Here is a 17,591-nt window from a genome sequence, read left to right on the forward strand (position 1 = left end):
GCCGCCACCCCCCCCCCCGGCCGCCCCGTCGATCGGCGCCGACGGAGAACCGGAGCCCGACGCACCGCGGCAACTGAACCCGCGCGGCGCGGACCCACTCGACCGGCTGCGCCAGATCCTGCGGGATTCCGCGGCCTGAGCGGCGCCGTGTGTGAATTCGCCCGAAGCGGGTAGTTAGCTCGGCTATGGCAACGTTCTTGTTCCGCATCGGCCAGTTCGCATACCGCCGCAAACTGCTGGTGATCGCTCTCTGGCTGCTCCTGCTGCTGGCGGCGCTGGCCGGCACGACCATGGCCAAACCGTTCCAGAACGACTTCTCGCTGCCCGGTTCGCCGTCACAGCGCGCCAGCGACCTGCTGGCCGAGAAGTTCCCCGAGCAGGGCGACATGGACGAGATCGCCCAGGCCAAGGTGGTGGTCGAAGCGCCGCGCGGCACCACGCTGGACCAACCCGACAACGTCGCGCGCGTCGACGCGCTCGCCGACGGGCTGCGCGGACTGCCCCACGTGCAGGCCCAGGCCGTGACGAATCCGCTCACCACCCCGGCGGGCGCGATGCAGGTCAGCAAGGACCGCACCATCGCCTACCTCGACGTGGTCTACGACCAGAAGTTCGTCGACATCTCCGCCGACCAGATCACCGAATTCGAGAACGTCCTGCAGCAGAGCCGTGACGACGGGCTGTCCGCGGAGGCGACCGGCACGCTGTTCAACGCCCAGCAGCCGGCCAGCGGGATGAGCGAGGCGATCGGCTTCGGCGTCGCGCTGGTCGTGATGGTCATCGCGTTCGCGTCGGTGGTGGCCGCCACCCTGCCGATCATCACGGCCCTGTTCGGAGTCGGGATCTCGGTCGCCCTGATCACCGGGGCGACGACGTTCGTCAAGATGGACAGCTCCGCGCTGATGCTGGCCTCGATGATCGGCATCGCGGTGTCGATCGACTATTCGCTGTTCATCGTGTCCCGCTACCGCAATGAACTGCGCGTCACCGACGACCGGGCGCTGGCCACGGGCCGCGCGGTCGGCACCGCCGGATCGTCGGTGGTGTTCGCCGGTTTGACCGTGGTGATCGCGCTGGTCGGCCTGACCGTGGTGCGGATCCCGATGATCTCGATCATGGGTCTGACGGCCGCGGTCTCGGTGGTCTTCGCGGTGCTCGCCGCCGTCACGCTGCTGCCCGCGTTCCTCGGTCTGTTCGGGCGGCGCACCTTCGCGGCGCCGATCCGACGGCTGCGCCAGGGCGACGAACCGGACACCGCCACCACCAACGGACTGCGCTGGGCCAAGCTCGTGGTCGCCCATCCGGTTCCGGCGATCCTGGCGGTGGTGATCGGGCTCGGCGCGATCGCGCTGCCGGTCACGAAACTCGAACTCGGCATGAACCTGGCGACCGGCGACCAGAAGAAGGCGGTGGAACTGCTCGACCGCGGTTTCGGGGAGGGGCTGACCGGTCCGCTCCTCGTCGTCGCGGACGCCGCCGACGGCCCCGACCCGCGGGCCGGCTTCACCGCGGCCGCCGAGGCGCTGCGCGGCCTGGAGGACGTGCAGATGGTGGCGCCGCCACAGCCCAACGCCGACGGCAGTGCCGCGGTGATCACGGTGATCCCGCGCAGCGGGCCCAGCAGCCCGCAGACCCAGGGGCTCGTCGAGGACATCCGCGATCTGCAGCAGGATCTGGCCGAGCGCACCGGCGTCGACATGGGGGTGACCGGGCAGACCGCGATTCTGTCGGACCTGTCCGAATCGCTCACCAAGGCGCTGGTGCCGTATCTGGCGCTCGTGGTAAGCCTGGCGTTCCTGGTGCTGATGCTGGTGTTCCGCTCCGTGCTGGTGCCACTCACGGCCACCCTCGGCTTCGTCCTCTCCATCGGCGCGACGTTCGGCGCGACGGTGGCGATCTTCCAACTCGGATGGTTCGGCGTGGTCGCCGACCCGGGCCCGATCATCAGCTTCCTGCCGATCTTCCTGATCGGCATCGTCTTCGGTCTCGCGATGGACTACCAGGTGTTCCTGGTGACCCGGATGCGGGAGAAGTTCGTCAAACGCGACGACGGCGACCTCAGTGCCCGCGCGGCCGTCATCACCGGCTTCCAGCGCAGCGCGCGGGTGGTCACCTCGGCGGCGGTCATCATGATCTCGGTGTTCGCGGCGTTCATCCTCTCGCCGGACGACGTCGCCAAGTCGATGGGCTTCGCGCTGGCCGCCGCGGTCGTGTTCGACGCATTCGTCGTGCGGATGGTGTTCATCCCGGCGGTGATGTCGCTGCTGGGGGAGAAGGCCTGGTATTTGCCGGCCTGGCTGGACCGGATCCTGCCCAACGTCGACGTCGAGGGCGACACCATGCGCGACAACATCGACGCGGGCACACCGCCCAAGGTCTCCGTCTGAGCGGCTAGCCGATGCCGGCGGTGAAGTGGCGGGTGACGAGGTCGCGCGCCAGGGGATAGTCGGCCAGCGACTCGGTCAACACGTCGGCGAGTTCGTACACGGCGGTCACGTCGACGCCGCGGGTCCGCATGAGATCGGCGATCCACCAGGCGGATTCGGACACCAACCGGTGATCCGAGGTCAGCAGGGCGGCGGCCACCGCGTGCAGCACCTGGTGCAGGACGTCGTTGGCGACGTCGGTGAGGTCACCCGGGGACGCTTCCTCCGGCGGGCCGGCGGCCGCACTGACCGACCACCGCACCCGCAGCGTGTCGACCAGCGACCGGTGGTCGACCTCCAGCAGCGCCTGCTCGGCGGCGGGCCCCGCGGGCAGCGGGGGCGCGGGCGGTACGACGGCCGGCAGCCCGTTGACCGCGGCCACCGCGCCCTGCGCCGACGGCGCCCACGCCGTCGCGCCCAACGCCCGGGCCCGCAGGTCGTCGGTGCCGAACGCGGGACCGCCGACCGCGATCGGCACCCCCGCCGCGGTGCTCGCCTCGATGAACCGCCGCGTGGTGGGCAGCGCGCCCAAAACCGAACAGCTCACCGCGACCGCCTCCGGGCCGAGGTCCTGAAGGTACTGGTTGAGCCGCATCGGCGAGGTGGCCGCACCGAGCAGGGTGCTGTCCCAGCCGTCGGCGCGCAGCGCGCAGTCGATGATCATCGCCGGCAGCGCGTGCCATTCCCGTTCCGAGCACGCGACCAGCACCCGCCCCCTGGTGACCGGCATGCCCCGCACGTGACGCGAGACCGCCTTGGTCGCCGCGACCGAGATGGCCGTCGCGGCGTGCTCCTGGGCGACGGTCCACTCACCGCGCTGCCAGCGGGTGCCGACCTCGCGCTGGGTACGGGCGACGACATCGGTCAGCACGGTCACCGGGTCGACACCGTCGGCCAGCAGTTCCTCGACCAGCGCGCGGGCGGCCGCGGCGTCGTCGGCGGTGAGCGCGTCCTCGTAGCGCGCCAGCACCTGCGCTAGGTCCCGCATGTCACCGCCAGCAGCGCGATGTCGTCGTGGGGCCGTCCGTCGAGGAATTCGACGACGTGCTGCTCGACCGCCTCGCACACCACATCGGGTGCGGCGCCTGCGTAGGCGGGCAGGAACCCGAGCAACCGGTCCACGCCGTAGAAGCCGGGTTCGCCGCGCGCCTCGTCCACCCCGTCGGTGTACATCAGCAGGGTGTCGCCGCGTTCGAGCCGTACGGTGCCGGGACGGTAGGCCGTCCTGGCGCGCATCCCGGCGGCGGTGCCGAAGACCTCGAGCTGTTCCACCCGGCCGTCGGCGCGCAGCACGATCGGCGCGGGATGGCCCGCCACCGCGAGGTCGACGTCGGCGTGACCGTCCGGATGCGGACGCACCCGGGCGCACACCACGGTGACGAACTGATCGGATTCCGCGTCGTGCAGGACGGCGTTGAGGGCACCGAGGACCACCTCGGGACGCCGGTCGAAGTGCGCGGCCGTCCGGATGCTCTGCCGGGTGCGGCCGGTCAGGGCGGCCGCCTCCACACCCTTCCCGCAGACGTCGCCGAGCGTGAACAACCAGTCACCCGCCGCGCCGTGGACGTCGTAGAAATCGCCGCCGATCTCCAGGTGCTCGGCGGTCGGCCGGTAACGGGCGGCCACCCGCATCCCTTCGACCTCGGGCAGCACCGGCGGGCGCAGGCCCCGCTGCAGCGCGGCGGCGATCCGGCCCCGCTCCTCGTAGAGGCGTGCGGAGTCGAGGGCCACCGCCGCCCGCGAGGCGAGTCGCCGCGCGAACACGATGTCGTCGCTGTCGGCGTCGCCGCCCCAGCCCCGGTCGCCGACGCGGGCGAGCAGCAGCGCCCCCGACGTCGTGCCCCTGGCGGTCAGGCCGAGCGCCAGGACGTCAGCGGGGGAGCGGGACGCCACCTCCTCGCACAGGCGAGGGTGGTGCAGGATGCCCGCCAGAGCATCGGCGCCCGCGTCGGCCGATTCGAGCCGGACGCGGTGCGGTTGTCCGGTGCGCAGTGTCCGCTCCAGCAACGGGTACGCCGCAGGCTGACGCGGCACGAGGTCGGTGAAGTCGATGCGGTCGCCCCCGAAGAACGTGACACCGCCGGTGCGGTTGTCGGGCAGGACCAACGCCGCCCAGTCCGCGAGTTCGGGGCGAAGCAGGGTCAGCAGGCGCAGGCCGGTACGGCGCAGATTGAGGGTGCCGGCCAGGCCGATCTCGACGTCCTCGGTGAGCTGAGCCCGGCTGCGGGCGGCGGGCTCATCGGGAACGGACGTCGCGGTTTCCCTGGGCATGGTTCTCAGACTTCCCGTCCGAATAGAGGTGATCTTCACCGTAGTGGCCCCGCGCTCGGCGGTCACCGCGGGCGGACGTGAGCTAGCCTGGTTGCCGTCGTGCGCTGATGTCGACGACGAACGGGTTGAGACAGCAGCCGTGCCTGTTGTGACCCGTAGCTCGTCGGAGCCGGGTGCGAAGAATCATTGAAGGTGAGAGTTGGACGGTCATGAGTTCGGTGCCGAACAGTGGCACGGACGGGTTGCCGTGGTGCGCGCCACAGGCCCGGTCGACATGTTGACCGCGCCACAGTTGGACACGGCCATCCGCGCCGCCAGGGAGAAGAAACCGACCGGGCTGATCGTGGATCTGACCGATGCGGAGTTCCTGTCCTCGGCCGGGATGCAGGTGCTGGTCACCACATACGACGAGATCACCCCGGGTGCGCGGTTCGCGGTGGTCGCCGAGGGGCCGGGCACCAGCCGGCCGCTGAAGATCACCGGCCTGACCGACTTCATCGATCTGTTCTCGACGCTGGATGCGGCGCTGAACACATTTGCTGAATGACATCCGCACGAATCGGGTAGCCAGTACGCACTATGAGTTCTTCGAGTCACCACCCGGACGGGGCCGACGTGCGTTTCCTGCGCATGGGCGCCGCCGACGCGCACGCGGTCGCCCGCCTGCGGGAAGAGTTCACCCACTGGCTCGCCGAGCAGTTCGTGCTGGACGACGTCCGCTCGAGCGACATCGTGCTGGTGGTCAACGAAGCATTGTCGAACGCCGCGGAGTTCGCCTACCCCGACCGGGAGATGGGCGACAACATCACCCTGCAGACGTCCTATGCGGCCGACACCGGCACGCTGGCCATCACCGTGGCCGACCGCGGCCAGTGGCGCAGGAGCGACACGTCCAACCAGAAGCGCTCCCGCGGGCGCGGCATCCCGCTGATGCGGGCGCTGTCCGACCGGGTCGACATCGACAAGACACCACAGGGCACCCAGGTGCACCTGTACTTCGACCGCTGCCAGCGCCGCGCGCCCGTGCAGGAGGAGGCGGCCGCCCAGGCCTGAGTGGTTTGGGTCACGCTGCGCGTGGGTAAGGGGCAGATGCTGGGCGGCTCACGCCGCATCCCACGGCTGACGGAGCCCACCGTGACCATCACCGCGCTGCACGGTCACTCACGTCCCCACGCGCGCGCCACCCACTCCGACCGGCTCGCGCTGACCACCCGGTCGTGGGGCCGGAAACCGCACAAACGGATCTGCGTATCCGTGCGCGGTGAGGTCGACGCCGCCAACGCCAAGGACTTCGCCGTCGCGGTGTGCGACGCCGCGGCCGGGCACTCCGTCGTCGAGCTCGACCTGCGGACGCTGGGATTCCTGGCGGTCGACGGCATCGCCGCCCTGCACGCGATCAACGCCCAGTTCGTCCGGCACGACGTCACCTGGTCGGTGACCCCCGGCCACGCGGTCTCGCGCCTGCTGACGTTGTGCGACCCCGAAGGTGTCATCCCGCGCACCGACACGGCCGAGGACCCGCCGGAGGCGGAACCCGCCTGACCGGCCGACCCTTGACCCGCTGTCGCGGGGGCTGCTAGACATGGCCTCACGTGTTGGGCAGTCGCTCAACACCGACGCGGCCGAATGCGAAGCGAGGATGCGGTGGCGGGTCTAGTCGAGGCGCAGGTGTACTACGACCCCTACGACATCGACATCGTCACCGATCCCTACCCCACCTACGCGCGACTTCGCGAGGAGGCGCCGCTCTACTACAACGAGCGGTACGACTTCTGGGCGCTGTCCCGGCACGCCGACGTCGAGAAGGCACTGCTGGACTGGCAGACGTTCTCCAACAGCCGCAGCGACATCCTCGAACTCGTCCAGTCCGACTTCGACATGCCCAAGGGCGTGATGATGATGGTGGACCCGCCGGTGCACACCATGCTGCGCGGGCTCATGTCGCGGGTGTTCACCCCGCGGCGGATGGCCGCCATCGAAGACCAGATCCGCCGGTACTGCGTCAGCTGCCTCGACCCGCACGTCGGCTCCGACGGGTTCGACATCATCGCCGAACTGGCCGCGATGATGCCGATGCGGGTCATCGGCATGTTGCTGGGAATCCCGGAGTCCGAACAGGTTTCGGTGCGCGACGCCAACGACGCCAATCTGCGCACCAAACCGGGTGCGCCGATGAAGGTGATCGACGCCGACCGGATCGCCGACGGGCGGATCTACGCGGACTACGTCGAGTGGCGGTCGAAGAACCCGTCCGACGATCTGATGACCGCACTGCTCAACGTCGAGTTCACCGACGAGGACGGGGTCACCCGCAAGCTGACCCGCAGGGAGGTGCTGCACTACACCCAGGTGGTGGCCGGTGCGGGTAACGAGACGACCGGGCGGCTGATCGGGTGGTTGGCCAAGGTGCTCGCCGAACACCCCGACCAGCGCCGTGCGGTGTACGAGGACCGGTCACTGCTCAACCGGGTGGTCGACGAGACGTTGCGTTACGAACCCACCGGACCCCACGTGGCGCGGTGGATGGCCAAGGACTTCGACGCGTACGGGACAACGGTGCCCGCGGGCAGCGCGATGCTGCTGCTGTTCGGGGCGGCCAACCGCGACCCGCGCAGCTATACGAACCCGGACACCTACGACATCCACCGCGAGAACATCAGCCACGTCACCTTCGGCAAGGGCCTGCACTACTGCCTGGGCGCCAACCTCGCCCGGCTCGAGGGCCGTGTCGCGCTCGACGAGATGCTGAACCGCTTCCCGGAGTGGGACATCGACTACGACACCGCACAACTCGCGCCGACATCCACGGTGCGGGGCTGGGAGAGACTGCGGATCGTCCTGCCCTAGTGACCGAAAGCGAGAGATGACCGACGCCTTCTTCGAACTGACCCAGGCCAAGGCCAGGTACTGCTACACCCTCGACACCCGCGACTGGGCCGGGTTCGCGGACCTGATGACCGAGGACATCGAACTCGACGTCAGCGAGGGCACCGGTGTGCCGGTCGTGCACGGCCGCGACGCCGCGGTCGACATGATCCGGTCGTCGCTGACCAACGCGCGTTCGGCACACCAGGTCCACACCCCGCTCATCGACCTGGAGGGGGACGAGGCCCGCGTGATCTGGGCGATGCAGGACCGGGTGATGTGGGAGAACGGGCCCGCGCTCACCGGCTACGGGCACTACCACGAACGGTGGGTGCGTGGAGACGGGGGCTGGAAGCTGGCCGCGCTCAAGCTGACTCGACTGATCATGGAGTTCCGGAACGCCGATCACATCGAGTAGCGGCGCACCGACTCGGGGTGGATGACGAGGCGGACCCAGTCCTCGTCGAGCATCCCGGCGAGTTCTTCGGACCTCGCCGGGTCGGAGAGATCCCAGTAACGGGCGGCGAGGCGGGCGGCCAGGTCGTGTGCCCCGTCGGGTTCGACGGTGGCACGCCCGGCGACCGACACCCAGCGTTCACGCTCACCCACCGGGGCGGCCACGACGAGCGAGGCGCGAGGATCACGACGCTGCTGGCGGACCTTCAGACTGTCGGGACCGGTGAACAATTGCACCGTGCCGGCATCGGTGACCTCGAACCACACGGGCCGTGGCTGCGGCGGGGTCGGCCCGGCGGCCATGGACAGAAAGCCGTGCAACGGGCGTCGGAGCAGCTCGAGGTCGTCGGCAAGAAGCGAGTCGTCACGCATGGCCTCGATTCAACCCGGTCTACCCGGACGTATCCATGGGTCAGAGGCCGGATTTCCTGTCCGATCGTCTAACCTCGTCGAGTGGACGTGTTCGCCGACCTGTTCCGCGGGGTACGGGCCCATGGCTCGTTGTTCGGCAGCTCCGCGCTGTCGCCACCCTGGGCGCTGCACTTCGTGGACGGGGCGCCGCTGACGTTGTGCACCGTCCTGGGTGGCGCGGGTTGGATCGTGCCCTCCGGCGGTACGCCGGAACCGCTGCGGGCCTACGAGACGGTGGTCGTGCGGGGACCGTCGACGTTCACGTTCGTCGACGACCTCGACACGCGTGCCGAGCCGATTGCGTGCGGGCGGTTCTGCGCGACGCCCGAACAGGGCGGCACCCGGCACCGTCTGGGATGGAACGACCAGGGGGACAACAGGTTCGACGCGACGACGTTGATCGTCGGCGCCTATCCGGTGCACGGCGAGATCAACCGCCGCCTGCTCGACGCCCTACCCGTCGTGCTGCGTGTGGAGGCGGGTGGCACGGGCGACGCCGTGCTGGACCACCTCGCCGCCGAGGTTGCCCTCGACATCCCCGGACAGCAGGTGGTGTTGGACCGGCTGTTGGACTGGATGCTGGTGTGCACGCTGCGTGAGTGGTTCGACCGGCCGGACGGCGAACCGCCGCGGTGGTGGGCCGCCCAGCGGGACCCGGTGGTGGGCGACGCGCTGCGGCTGATGCACGGCGACCCCGCGGCGCCATGGACGGTGTCGTCACTGGCCGAACGCACCGGGGTGTCGCGGTCGACGCTGGCCAAACGCTTCACCGACCTGCTGGGCGAGCCGCCGCTGACCTACCTCGCCGGCTGGCGGATGACCCTTGCGGCCGACCTGTTGCGCACCGAGGAGGTGACCGTCGCGGAGGTCGCCGACAGGGTCGGCTATTCCGACCCGTTCGGATTCAGCGCCGCATTCAAGCGGATCAGAGGCGTCAACCCGAGCGAGTTCCGGCGCGCGGCAACCGCTGTGGTGCCGACATGACCAGCGTCGCGGAAGCCTCGATCGCCGACCTGCGCGCCGCACTCGACGCCGGCCGGGTGACGGCGGTCGGTCTGCTCGACGCGTACCTGGCGCGCATCGCGGCCTACGATCACGACGGCATCAGGTTGAACTCGGTCGTCGTCCTCGATCCCGGCGCGCACACCGCCGCCGCGGAATCCGACGCCAGGCGCGCCGGCGGGCGCACCCTGGGGCGGCTCGACGGGATCCCGTACACCGCCAAGGACAGCTACCTCGCCCGCGGATTGACCGCTGCCGCAGGCAGTCCCGCGTTCGAGAACCTGGTGGCACAGCGCGACGCCTTCGCCGTCGAACGGCTGCGCGCCGCGGGCGCGGTGCTGATCGGCTTGACCAACATGCCGCCGATGGCCAACGGCGGGATGCAGCGCGGCCTGTACGGCCGGGCCGAGAGTCCCTACAACGCCGCCTATCTCACCGCGGCCTTCGGATCCGGCTCGTCGAACGGATCGGGCACCGCCACGGCGGCGTCGTTCTGCGCGTTCGGCCTGGCCGAGGAGACGTGGTCCTCGGGCCGGGCGCCGGCGTCGAACAACGCGCTGTGCGCCTACACCCCGTCGCGCGGGGTGATCTCGGTGCGCGGCAACTGGCCGCTGGTCCCGACGATGGACGTCGTCGTGCCGCACACCCGGACGATGGCCGATCTCCTGGAGATCCTCGACGTGATCGTCGCCGACGACCCGGACACCCGCGGTGACTTCTGGCGCACCCAGCCGTGGGTGGCGCTGCCGAGCGCCGACCAGGTCCGTCCGCGGTCGTACCCCGCTCTGAGCGCAGGGCCGGAAGCCCTGTCCGGCAGGCGGTTCGGGGTGCCGCGGATGTACGTCAACGCCGACCCCGAGGCCGGGACGGCGGAGTCGCCGGGCATCGGCGGCCCCACCGGTCGGCGCATCGACACCAGGCCCTCGGTGCTGGCGCTTTTCGACGCCGCGCGCCGCGACCTCGAAGCGGCCGGCGCGCATGTCGTCGACGTCGACTTCCCGGTGGTCACCAACTACGAGGGCGACCGGCCGGGCGCGCCGACTATCCTCACCCGCGGGCTCGTCGACCCCGACTTCCTGCGCCGTGAACTCCTCGACCTGTCGGCGTGGGCGTGGGACGACTTCCTGCGCGCCAACGGCGATCCCGCGCTGAACACGTTGCGCGACGTCGACGGTGGTCGGATCTTCCCCCATCCCGACGGTGCGCTGGCCGACCGCTACGACGGTTTCACCGACGACATCGCCGCGTACCCGCAGTGGGTGCGGGACAACGCCGTCGACTCGGTGCTCGACATCCCGCACCTGGCCGACGGGGTGCGCGGGCTGGAGGCCACCCGGCGGATCGACCTCGAGAGCTGGATGGACGATCTGGCGCTCGACGCGGTGATCTTCCCGGCCGCCGCCGACGTCGGACCCGCCGACATGGACGTCAACCCGGCCTCCGCCGAACTTGGGTGGCGCAACGGGGTGTGGGTGTCCAACGGCAACCTCGTGCCGCGCCACCTCGGGATCCCCACGGTGACGGTGCCGATGGGCACGATGACCGATACCGGCATGCCCGTCGGCCTCACGTTCGCGGGCCGCGCCTACAGCGACAACGCGTTGTTGGGCTGGGCGGCGGGTTTCGAGGCGACCGGCAGGCGGCGCACGGCGCCGCCCCGCACGCCGCCGTTGGCATGATGGTCGCCAGTACTTGCGAGAGACTTGCGAGAGGCGAGGTGGCCGTGAAGCTCGACCTGTTGACCCCTGGTATCGAGGTGGGTCTGGTGACCACGAACCTCGACGCGATGGTGGCCTTCTACGAGGGCTTCCTCGAACTGCAACCCCAGGGGGTCGTCGACTTCCCCGGCGGATCGCAGCGGCGCTACACCCTCGGCGGAGGGGTGCTCAAACTCGTCACGTACTCACCGCCGCCGGCTGTGCCCGTCGCACCGGGCGGTGGTCGCGCGCAGGCGGGCTTGCGCTACTTCACGGTCGGCGTGAAGAACCTGCGGGCCGTCGCCGCCGCCTTCGAGGCCTCCGGTCACGAGGTGGTCGAACCGGTCACCGAATTCGAACCCGTGCCCGGTATGGGATGGATGTTCGTCGCCGACCCGGACGGCAACTGGGTCGAACTGTTCGGGACCCTCGACGGAGCGGAACCGCAGCGATGAGCCACCCCCAGTATCCGCAGTCACCGGCCCAGGCGCCGACCTGCTACCGGCACCCCGACCGCCAGACCTACGTGCAGTGCACCCGGTGCGGGCGGTTCATCTGTCCGGAGTGCATGCGCTCGGCCGCCGTCGGGCACCAGTGCCCGGACTGCGTCGGCGAGGCGGCCCGGTCGGCGCCGCAGGCCCGCGCACCGTTCGGCGGCCGGCTGTCCGACTCCAAGCCGGTGGTCACCTACACGCTCATCGCGGTCAACGTGCTGACGTTCCTGATGCAGAGCACGTCGGGACAGCTGGAGCGCGAGTTCGTGCTGTGGACGCCGGGGGTCGCCGACGGCGAGTGGTATCGCCTCGTCACCTCGGCGTTCCTGCACTACGGCGCCATGCACCTGCTGTTCAACATGTGGGCGCTCTACGTCGTCGGGCCGCCGCTCGAGATGTGGCTGGGCCGGCTGCGCTTCGGTGCGCTGTACGCGCTCAGCGCCCTGGGCGGGTCGGTGCTGGTCTACCTGCTCTCACCGATCAACGCCGCGACGGCCGGGGCGTCGGGGGCGGTGTTCGGCCTGTTCGGGGCGATGTTCGTGGTGGCCCGCAGGCTCAACCTCGACATCCGCGGGATCGCCGCGATCATCATCCTCAACCTGGTGTTCACCTTCGTGTACCCGCTGATCAGCTCGCAGGGCATCAGCTGGCAGGGTCACGTGGGCGGGCTGGTCACCGGTGCGGCGATCGCCGGCGTGTACGCCTATGCGCCCGCCGGGCGGCGCAACCTCGTGCAGGGCGGGGTGACGGCGGCGGTGCTGGTGCTGTTCGTGGTCCTCGTCTGGTGGCGCACGGAGGAGGTCCTCACGCTGTTCGGGGTGCGCTGAGCGCCCTCAGCTGTGCGGGGTGGGGCTCTGTGCGGACTCCCACTTGGACTCCAACGACCGGGTCACCTTGGTGCCCGCGGCGAACTCCTGCTCGAAGGTCTCGCCGTCGGCGCCCTCCATCGTGACCAGGTAGGAGTCGTCACCGTCGTTCTTGTGGACGACCTTGTACGGCTGCGGGCCGGACCCGCGATCCACCGCGATGATGTCGCCCGGGGCCACGACGTCGATCGACTCGTCGGCGAACTCATTGCTCATGCGCCGGGGCGTACCCCGGGGGGCGGACCGGCCAAACGCGACTCACGTCATACAGACGTCGCTGAACAACAGCACCGGCCACGAGGCGATCGACCCGAGGAACGAGATCGCGAGGTCGACACCGTGCATGTCGCTGAGGTGGTCGGTGTGCGTACTCGACCAGATGACGCCCACGATCAGATACGGCGTTCCCAGGAGCAGCCCGATGCCGATCAACTCGGCGATGGTCAGCTTGTAGCTGAGGATTTGGCGAAGCTTCGTCTCCATGAGTTGACCCTCCCGCTCATGTGGTGATGTTAACGGTCATTCGTCAACGGCGGGCCTCATTTCACCGGTATGAACCCCACAGAAGTTCATCGCCGATCGACCGAATATGGGATGCTCGCGCACATGGCACTGCCCCAGCACAGCGGGCGGGTGTCGGCGGCGGGACGAACGCTGACGCTGGCCGACACCCGCATCACCGTCGACCGCCGCACCGCGCGGTGGTCGGACGAGCCGGTGACCGCCACCGAGGCGATGGACTTCTGGTCGTTCGCCGCGGGCGCGGCCAACGTGATCATGCAGCTGTCCTGGCCCGAGGTCGGCTACGGCGTGGTGGAGAGCAAGGTCGATTCGGGCAACCTGCTCAAGCACCCGTGGAAGCGGGCGCGGACCACGTTTGCCTACCTCGCGGTCGCGCTCTTCGGCACCGACGCCGACCGTGCCGCATACCGGGCCGCGGTCGACGGCGCGCACCGCCACGTGAAGTCCACCGACGCCAGCCCCGTGCGCTACAACGCGTTCGACCGCGAGCAACAGATGTGGGTGGCGGCGTGCCTGTTCGTCGGGCTCGAGGACGCGTATCAGATGCTGCGCGGGGAGATGACCCCCGAACAGGCCGAACAGTTCTACCGGTCGGCGTGGCCGCTCGGCACCACGCTCCAGGTCGCCGAGGAGCAGTGGCCGCCCACCCGCGCGGAGTTCGACGCCTACTGGATCACCGCGTGCGGGCGGGTGTCGATGGACGACACCGTCCGCCGCTACCTGCTCGACCTGATCGATCTACGGATGATCCCGGCGCCGCTGCGCTGGTCGTCGCGGCACCTGCTGCAGTTCCTGACCGCGGGATTCCTCGCCCCGATCTTCCGCGAGGCACTGGGAATCACCTGGAGCGCACGACGGCAGCGCTGGTTCGAACGGCTCTTCCTGTTCGTGGCGTTGGTGAACCGGTTTCTGCCGCCCTTCGTGCGACAGGGTGGCAGCCACGTCCTGCTGGCCGACGTCCGCCGTCGGGTGCGCCGGAACCGGCCGCTGGTGTGAACGCCGTGCTCGGCGCGCTGCGCCGCCTCCTGTTCGCCGAGGTGAGCATCGCCGACCTGATCGAGGTCGCGATGTGGCTGGCGGTGCCGTATTTGACCATTGGGGTCGGGTTCACCTTCCTGAACCCGGACTACGTCCAGTTCTTCGAGAGCCAGTTGAGCACGCGACTGCCGGCCGGCGCCGACCTCGCGGCGTTCGGTCAGACGACGCTGCTGTGGCCGGTCCTGCTGATCGCCGACTACATCTGCGCCGCCTGACGGCCCCGCCACGCCATCATGGGCGGTATGGCCGACGACCCGCTGGACCAGTTGTACGCGGTGGCTCCCGACGAGTTCACTGCGCTGCGCACCCGGTTGGCCGCCGACGCCAAGAAACGCGGCGACGCGGCGGCTGCCAGACGGATCTCCGGCGCGCGCAAGCCGACGACGGCGGCGGCGGTGGTGAACCGGCTCGTCCACAACGACCCCGACGTGCGCGACAGGCTGGCCGAACTCGGCGAGGAGCTACGCGCCGCGCACACCGCGATGGACGGCGAACGCATCCGCGAATTGTCGGGACGGCAACGCAGACTCATCGAACAGCTGGCCAAGGCCGCCTTCGACGTGTCCGCGGTCCGGTCTCCCGCGGCCGCGCTGCGTGACGACGTGACCGACACCCTGCACGCGGCGATCGCCGACCCGGACGTCAGATCCCGGCTGGGCCGACTGGCGAAGGCCGAACACTGGTCGGGTTTCGGGGATGCCGAGATGGTGTTCGCCGAACCACCGGAGAAAGCCACGCCGAAAAAGACCGAGCGGCACAAGCCCGACAAGAAACCGGTGAAACCCGCGCCGGACAACAGCGAGCAGGAGCGCAGGCGCAAACGCGACCAGGCCCGCGCCGTGCTCGCGGCCGCCGAACGCGCCAAGGCCGACGCCGACGACACGATGGCGGACCGGCAGAGCGACCTGGCCACCGCCCGGTTACGGGTCGAGGACGCGAAGGAACGCCTCGCCCGCGCCGAGGAGGGGCTCGCCGCTGCCGACGCCGCCTACCAGGACGCCAAGCGCGCCAGCCGCGAGGCCGGTGACGTGGTCAAGGCCGCCAGGGCCGCGGTGCGCGAGAGCGGCTGAGGGGTTAGCCTCTCCCGCGGGTCCCCAAACGCGTATTTGCCCGGATATTCCGAAAAGTGGCGCGCATCATGCTCTTCGGGTCGAGGTGTCGTTCACTACAAGTGATAGCCCGCTCTCGTACTGCGAGCCTACTCTCAGTTCCATGGCGACCTTTCTGCACCGCATCGGGCGGTTCGCGTTCCACCGGCCCTGGCACGTCATCGCCGGCTGGATCGCGCTGATCGTCGTGGTCGCGGGCGTCCTCGCCCTCAACCCGCCGAAGATCTCGAACGAGATGCGGATCAACGGCACACCGGCGCAGGAGGTCATCGACCAGCTGGCCGAGCGGATGCCGCAGTCCTCCGGCGGTCAGGGCAGCATCGCTTTCGCCGCTCCGGACGGGCAGCGCATCGACGAGGGCGCCAACCGCGACGCGGTGCTGGCCGCCGTGGACGCCGTCTCACGCACCGACCATGTGCTCGACCCGCGCGAACTCGCCGCCGCGGAGATGGCGAAGGGCCCCGCCAGCCCGACCCTGGCGGCGTCGGCGGCGGTGACGCGCGCCCAGGTGAACGCACCGCCGTCACCGGATGCGCCGCGCCCGCTGACGGTCGACGGCCAGCCGGTGCCCGGTGTGACGATCTCCGCCGACGGCGCCGCCGCCCTGTACCAGTTCCAGTTCGACAAGCAGACCGCCGAACTGCCCACCGGAGCCGTCGAGAACACCATCGACGCCGCGCGGGAGGCCGTCGCGGACCGCGGTATCGAGGTGCTGCCGTCGGCCAGCATGGCGCAGATGCCGGAGATCGCCGGTGCGGCCGAGGTCATCGGCCTCATGGTCGCGGCCGTCGTGCTGATCGTCACGCTCGGCTCGCTGGTCGCCGCCGGGCTTCCCCTGGTCACCGCGCTGATCTCGGTTGCCGTGGGTGTCGGTGGGACGTTCCTGTTCTCCCATCTGTTCGACATCCAGTCCATGACGGTGGTGCTCGCGCTGATGCTCGGCCTGGCGGTCGGTATCGACTACGCGATGTTCATCGTCAACCGGCAGCGGCGGCTGATCCTCGACCGCGGCCTGAGCGCCGCCGACGCCGCCGCGCGCGCGATCGGCACCGCGGGCAGCGCCGTGGTCTTCGCCGGTATGACGGTGGTGATCGCGCTCGTCGCGCTCACGGTGGTGGGCATCTCGCTGCTCACCCCGATGGCGCTCTCGGCGGCGGCGACCGTCGTCGTCGCGGTCGTCGCCGCCATCACGCTGCTGCCCGCCCTGCTGGGCCTGGTCGGTGAGCGCATCGCCTCGCCGAAGGGCAGGCACAGCGCCGCGGCCGAGGACAGCGACCACCGCTTCGCCTCGGCCTGGGTGGGCGCCATCCTGCGCAACCGGGTGCCCGCGGCGCTGGCCGGGATCGCCGTCACCGGTGTGATCGCCCTGCCTGCGTTGTCCATGACGCTCGGCATGCCCGACGGCGCCAGCTACAACGAGGGCACCCCGCAGCGCGAGAGCTACGACGTGATCGCCGACCACTACGGCAGCGGCTACAACGGACCGCTCGTCGTCGTCGCCGAACCCGCCTCTGGCGGACAGCTCACCACCGCCGACATCGCGGGCGCCTACAGCGACCTGCGACGCGTGCCCGGTGTGGCCGACGTGGCCTTCGGCGGTGTCAACGATGCCTCCGACACCGCGGTGTTCTCGGTGGTGCCGGAGAACGGCCCCACCGAGGAGGCGACCGCCCAACTCGTCCGCGACATCCGCGCGCAGAGCGGTCCGCTGGCCGGCCTGCGCGACGTGAAACTCGGCGTCACCGGCATCACCGCGATGGGCATCGACATGTCCGACCGCCTCGGCCGGGCCATCCCGGTCTACGTCGGCATCGTGATGGGACTGTCGATCCTGGTGTTGATGGCGGTCTTCCGGTCGATCGCCGTACCGCTCAAGGCGACCGCCGGGTTCCTGCTGACCGTGCTGGCGACGTTCGGCGCCACCACCGCGCTGTTCCAGTGGGGCTGGTTCCAGCAGCTGATCGGCCTGTCGGCGACGGGACCGATCCTGTCGATGCTGCCGATCATGGTGATCGGCGTGCTCTACGGCCTGGCCATGGACTACGAGGTGTTCCTGGTCTCCTCCATGAAGGAGGCCCACGTCCACGGGCACCGCGGCGATGCGGCCGTCGCCCACGGCTTCACCCAGGCCAGCCGCGTCGTGGTCGCCGCCGCGCTGATCATGATGGCGGTGTTCGCCGGCTTCGTGTTCAACGCCGACCCGATGATCAAGCAGATGGGCTTCGCGCTGGCGTTCGGTGTGCTCGTCGACGCGTTCGTGGTGCGGATGACCGTCGTGCCCGCCGTGATGTCCATGCTCGGTGACCGCGCCTGGTGGCTGCCGAAGCGGATGGGCCGCGTGCTGCCCGACCTCGACATCGAGGGCGAGAAGCTCAACCGCCGACTCGAGCAGGAGCGGGCCGGACAGACCCTGCCCGTCTGACGCCCGGCCCGC

19 protein-coding genes are annotated in these 17,591 nt (G+C 70.0%); 14 read left to right on the forward strand and 5 right to left on the reverse strand.

Features of this window, described 5'->3' with window-relative positions:
• The first annotated feature begins 185 nt into the window (after positions 1-185).
• A complete protein-coding gene (locus tag AU196_RS11265) occupies positions 186-2,387 on the forward strand; it encodes an MMPL family transporter (protein ID WP_059095162.1) in 2,202 nt (733 codons plus the stop codon).
• Positions 2,388-2,391: 4 nt separating this feature from the next.
• On the opposite strand, the gene AU196_RS11270 is transcribed toward AU196_RS11265, so the two are convergent.
• Positions 2,392-3,414: a cobalamin B12-binding domain-containing protein gene (locus AU196_RS11270; RefSeq protein WP_231737530.1), complete on the reverse strand. Its 1,023-nt coding sequence runs from the start codon at positions 3,412-3,414 to the stop codon at positions 2,392-2,394.
• Positions 3,402-4,697, reverse strand: a complete 1,296-nt coding sequence (locus AU196_RS11275) for a PP2C family protein-serine/threonine phosphatase (RefSeq protein WP_059095163.1) — start codon at positions 4,695-4,697, stop codon at positions 3,402-3,404. The genes AU196_RS11270 and AU196_RS11275 overlap by 13 nt, the downstream gene beginning before the upstream one ends.
• 199 nt (positions 4,698-4,896) lie before the next feature.
• On the opposite strand from AU196_RS11275, the gene AU196_RS11280 reads away from it, so the two are divergent.
• The 5 genes from AU196_RS11280 to AU196_RS11300 all read left to right on the forward strand — a co-directional run bounded on the left by AU196_RS11280 (position 4,897) and on the right by AU196_RS11300 (position 7,980).
• Complete coding sequence (locus tag AU196_RS11280) at positions 4,897-5,244, forward strand: STAS domain-containing protein (protein WP_059095164.1); 348 nt, start codon at positions 4,897-4,899, stop codon at positions 5,242-5,244.
• A 32-nt stretch (positions 5,245-5,276) separates the two neighbouring features.
• Positions 5,277-5,750, forward strand: a complete 474-nt coding sequence (locus AU196_RS11285) for an ATP-binding protein (RefSeq protein WP_059095165.1) — start codon at positions 5,277-5,279, stop codon at positions 5,748-5,750.
• Positions 5,751-5,831: 81 nt separating this feature from the next.
• Positions 5,832-6,239, forward strand: coding sequence for an STAS domain-containing protein (locus AU196_RS11290; protein WP_231737531.1), 408 nt, complete (start codon positions 5,832-5,834; stop codon positions 6,237-6,239).
• A gap of 84 nt (positions 6,240-6,323) precedes the next feature.
• Positions 6,324-7,544 (forward strand): cytochrome P450, encoded by a 1,221-nt coding sequence (locus tag AU196_RS11295; protein ID WP_059095166.1) that lies wholly within the window; start codon positions 6,324-6,326, stop codon positions 7,542-7,544.
• Positions 7,545-7,560: 16 nt separating this feature from the next.
• The gene (locus tag AU196_RS11300) at positions 7,561-7,980 is read left to right on the forward strand and encodes a nuclear transport factor 2 family protein (RefSeq protein WP_059095167.1); all 420 of its coding nucleotides are present in this window, start codon (positions 7,561-7,563) and stop codon (positions 7,978-7,980) included.
• On the opposite strand, the gene AU196_RS11305 is transcribed toward AU196_RS11300, so the two are convergent.
• Positions 7,968-8,390, reverse strand: coding sequence for a pyridoxamine 5'-phosphate oxidase family protein (locus tag AU196_RS11305; RefSeq protein ID WP_059095168.1), 423 nt, complete (start codon positions 8,388-8,390; stop codon positions 7,968-7,970). The genes AU196_RS11300 and AU196_RS11305 overlap by 13 nt on opposite strands.
• Positions 8,391-8,471: 81 nt before the next feature.
• Between AU196_RS11305 and AU196_RS11310 the strand changes: the two genes are divergently transcribed.
• Genes AU196_RS11310 through AU196_RS11325 form a run of 4 tightly spaced genes read left to right on the forward strand, consistent with a single transcriptional unit; the run spans position 8,472 to position 12,449 of the window.
• A complete protein-coding gene (locus AU196_RS11310; protein ID WP_059095169.1) occupies positions 8,472-9,413 on the forward strand; it encodes an AraC family transcriptional regulator in 942 nt (313 codons plus the stop codon).
• Positions 9,410-11,110: an amidase gene (locus AU196_RS11315; RefSeq protein WP_059095170.1), complete on the forward strand. Its 1,701-nt coding sequence runs from the start codon at positions 9,410-9,412 to the stop codon at positions 11,108-11,110. Before AU196_RS11310 ends, AU196_RS11315 begins: the two co-directional genes overlap by 4 nt.
• A gap of 38 nt (positions 11,111-11,148) precedes the next feature.
• The gene (locus AU196_RS11320; protein WP_059095171.1) at positions 11,149-11,583 is read left to right on the forward strand and encodes a VOC family protein; all 435 of its coding nucleotides are present in this window, start codon (positions 11,149-11,151) and stop codon (positions 11,581-11,583) included.
• Positions 11,580-12,449 (forward strand): rhomboid family intramembrane serine protease, encoded by an 870-nt coding sequence (locus AU196_RS11325; protein ID WP_059095172.1) that lies wholly within the window; start codon positions 11,580-11,582, stop codon positions 12,447-12,449. Before AU196_RS11320 ends, AU196_RS11325 begins: the two co-directional genes overlap by 4 nt.
• Before the next feature lie 6 nt (positions 12,450-12,455).
• Here AU196_RS11325 and AU196_RS11330 read toward each other — a convergent pair whose 3' ends face one another.
• Together AU196_RS11330 and AU196_RS11335 are read right to left on the reverse strand one after the other, a co-directional pair.
• Positions 12,456-12,704: a hypothetical protein gene (locus tag AU196_RS11330; RefSeq protein WP_059095173.1), complete on the reverse strand. Its 249-nt coding sequence runs from the start codon at positions 12,702-12,704 to the stop codon at positions 12,456-12,458.
• A 42-nt stretch (positions 12,705-12,746) separates the two neighbouring features.
• Positions 12,747-12,971, reverse strand: coding sequence for a hypothetical protein (locus AU196_RS11335; protein ID WP_059095174.1), 225 nt, complete (start codon positions 12,969-12,971; stop codon positions 12,747-12,749).
• A gap of 123 nt (positions 12,972-13,094) precedes the next feature.
• On the opposite strand from AU196_RS11335, the gene AU196_RS11340 reads away from it, so the two are divergent.
• The 4 genes from AU196_RS11340 (at position 13,095) to AU196_RS11355 (ending at position 17,579) form a co-directional block, all read left to right on the forward strand.
• Entirely contained in the window at positions 13,095-14,006 is a 912-nt protein-coding gene (locus tag AU196_RS11340; protein ID WP_082695685.1) for an oxygenase MpaB family protein, read from the forward strand.
• On the forward strand, positions 14,003-14,263 hold the full coding sequence (locus tag AU196_RS11345) for a hypothetical protein (RefSeq protein ID WP_231737532.1): 261 nt from the start codon (positions 14,003-14,005) through the stop codon (positions 14,261-14,263). The genes AU196_RS11340 and AU196_RS11345 overlap by 4 nt, the downstream gene beginning before the upstream one ends.
• An 18-nt stretch (positions 14,264-14,281) precedes the next feature.
• A complete protein-coding gene (locus AU196_RS11350) occupies positions 14,282-15,118 on the forward strand; it encodes a hypothetical protein (protein ID WP_059095175.1) in 837 nt (278 codons plus the stop codon).
• 142 nt (positions 15,119-15,260) lie between these two features.
• Complete coding sequence (locus AU196_RS11355; RefSeq protein WP_059095176.1) at positions 15,261-17,579, forward strand: MMPL family transporter; 2,319 nt, start codon at positions 15,261-15,263, stop codon at positions 17,577-17,579.
• Positions 17,580-17,591 lie beyond the last annotated feature (12 nt).

The organism is Mycobacterium sp. IS-1742 (genome assembly GCF_001500125.1).
Lineage (GTDB): Bacteria > Actinomycetota > Actinomycetes > Mycobacteriales > Mycobacteriaceae > Mycobacterium.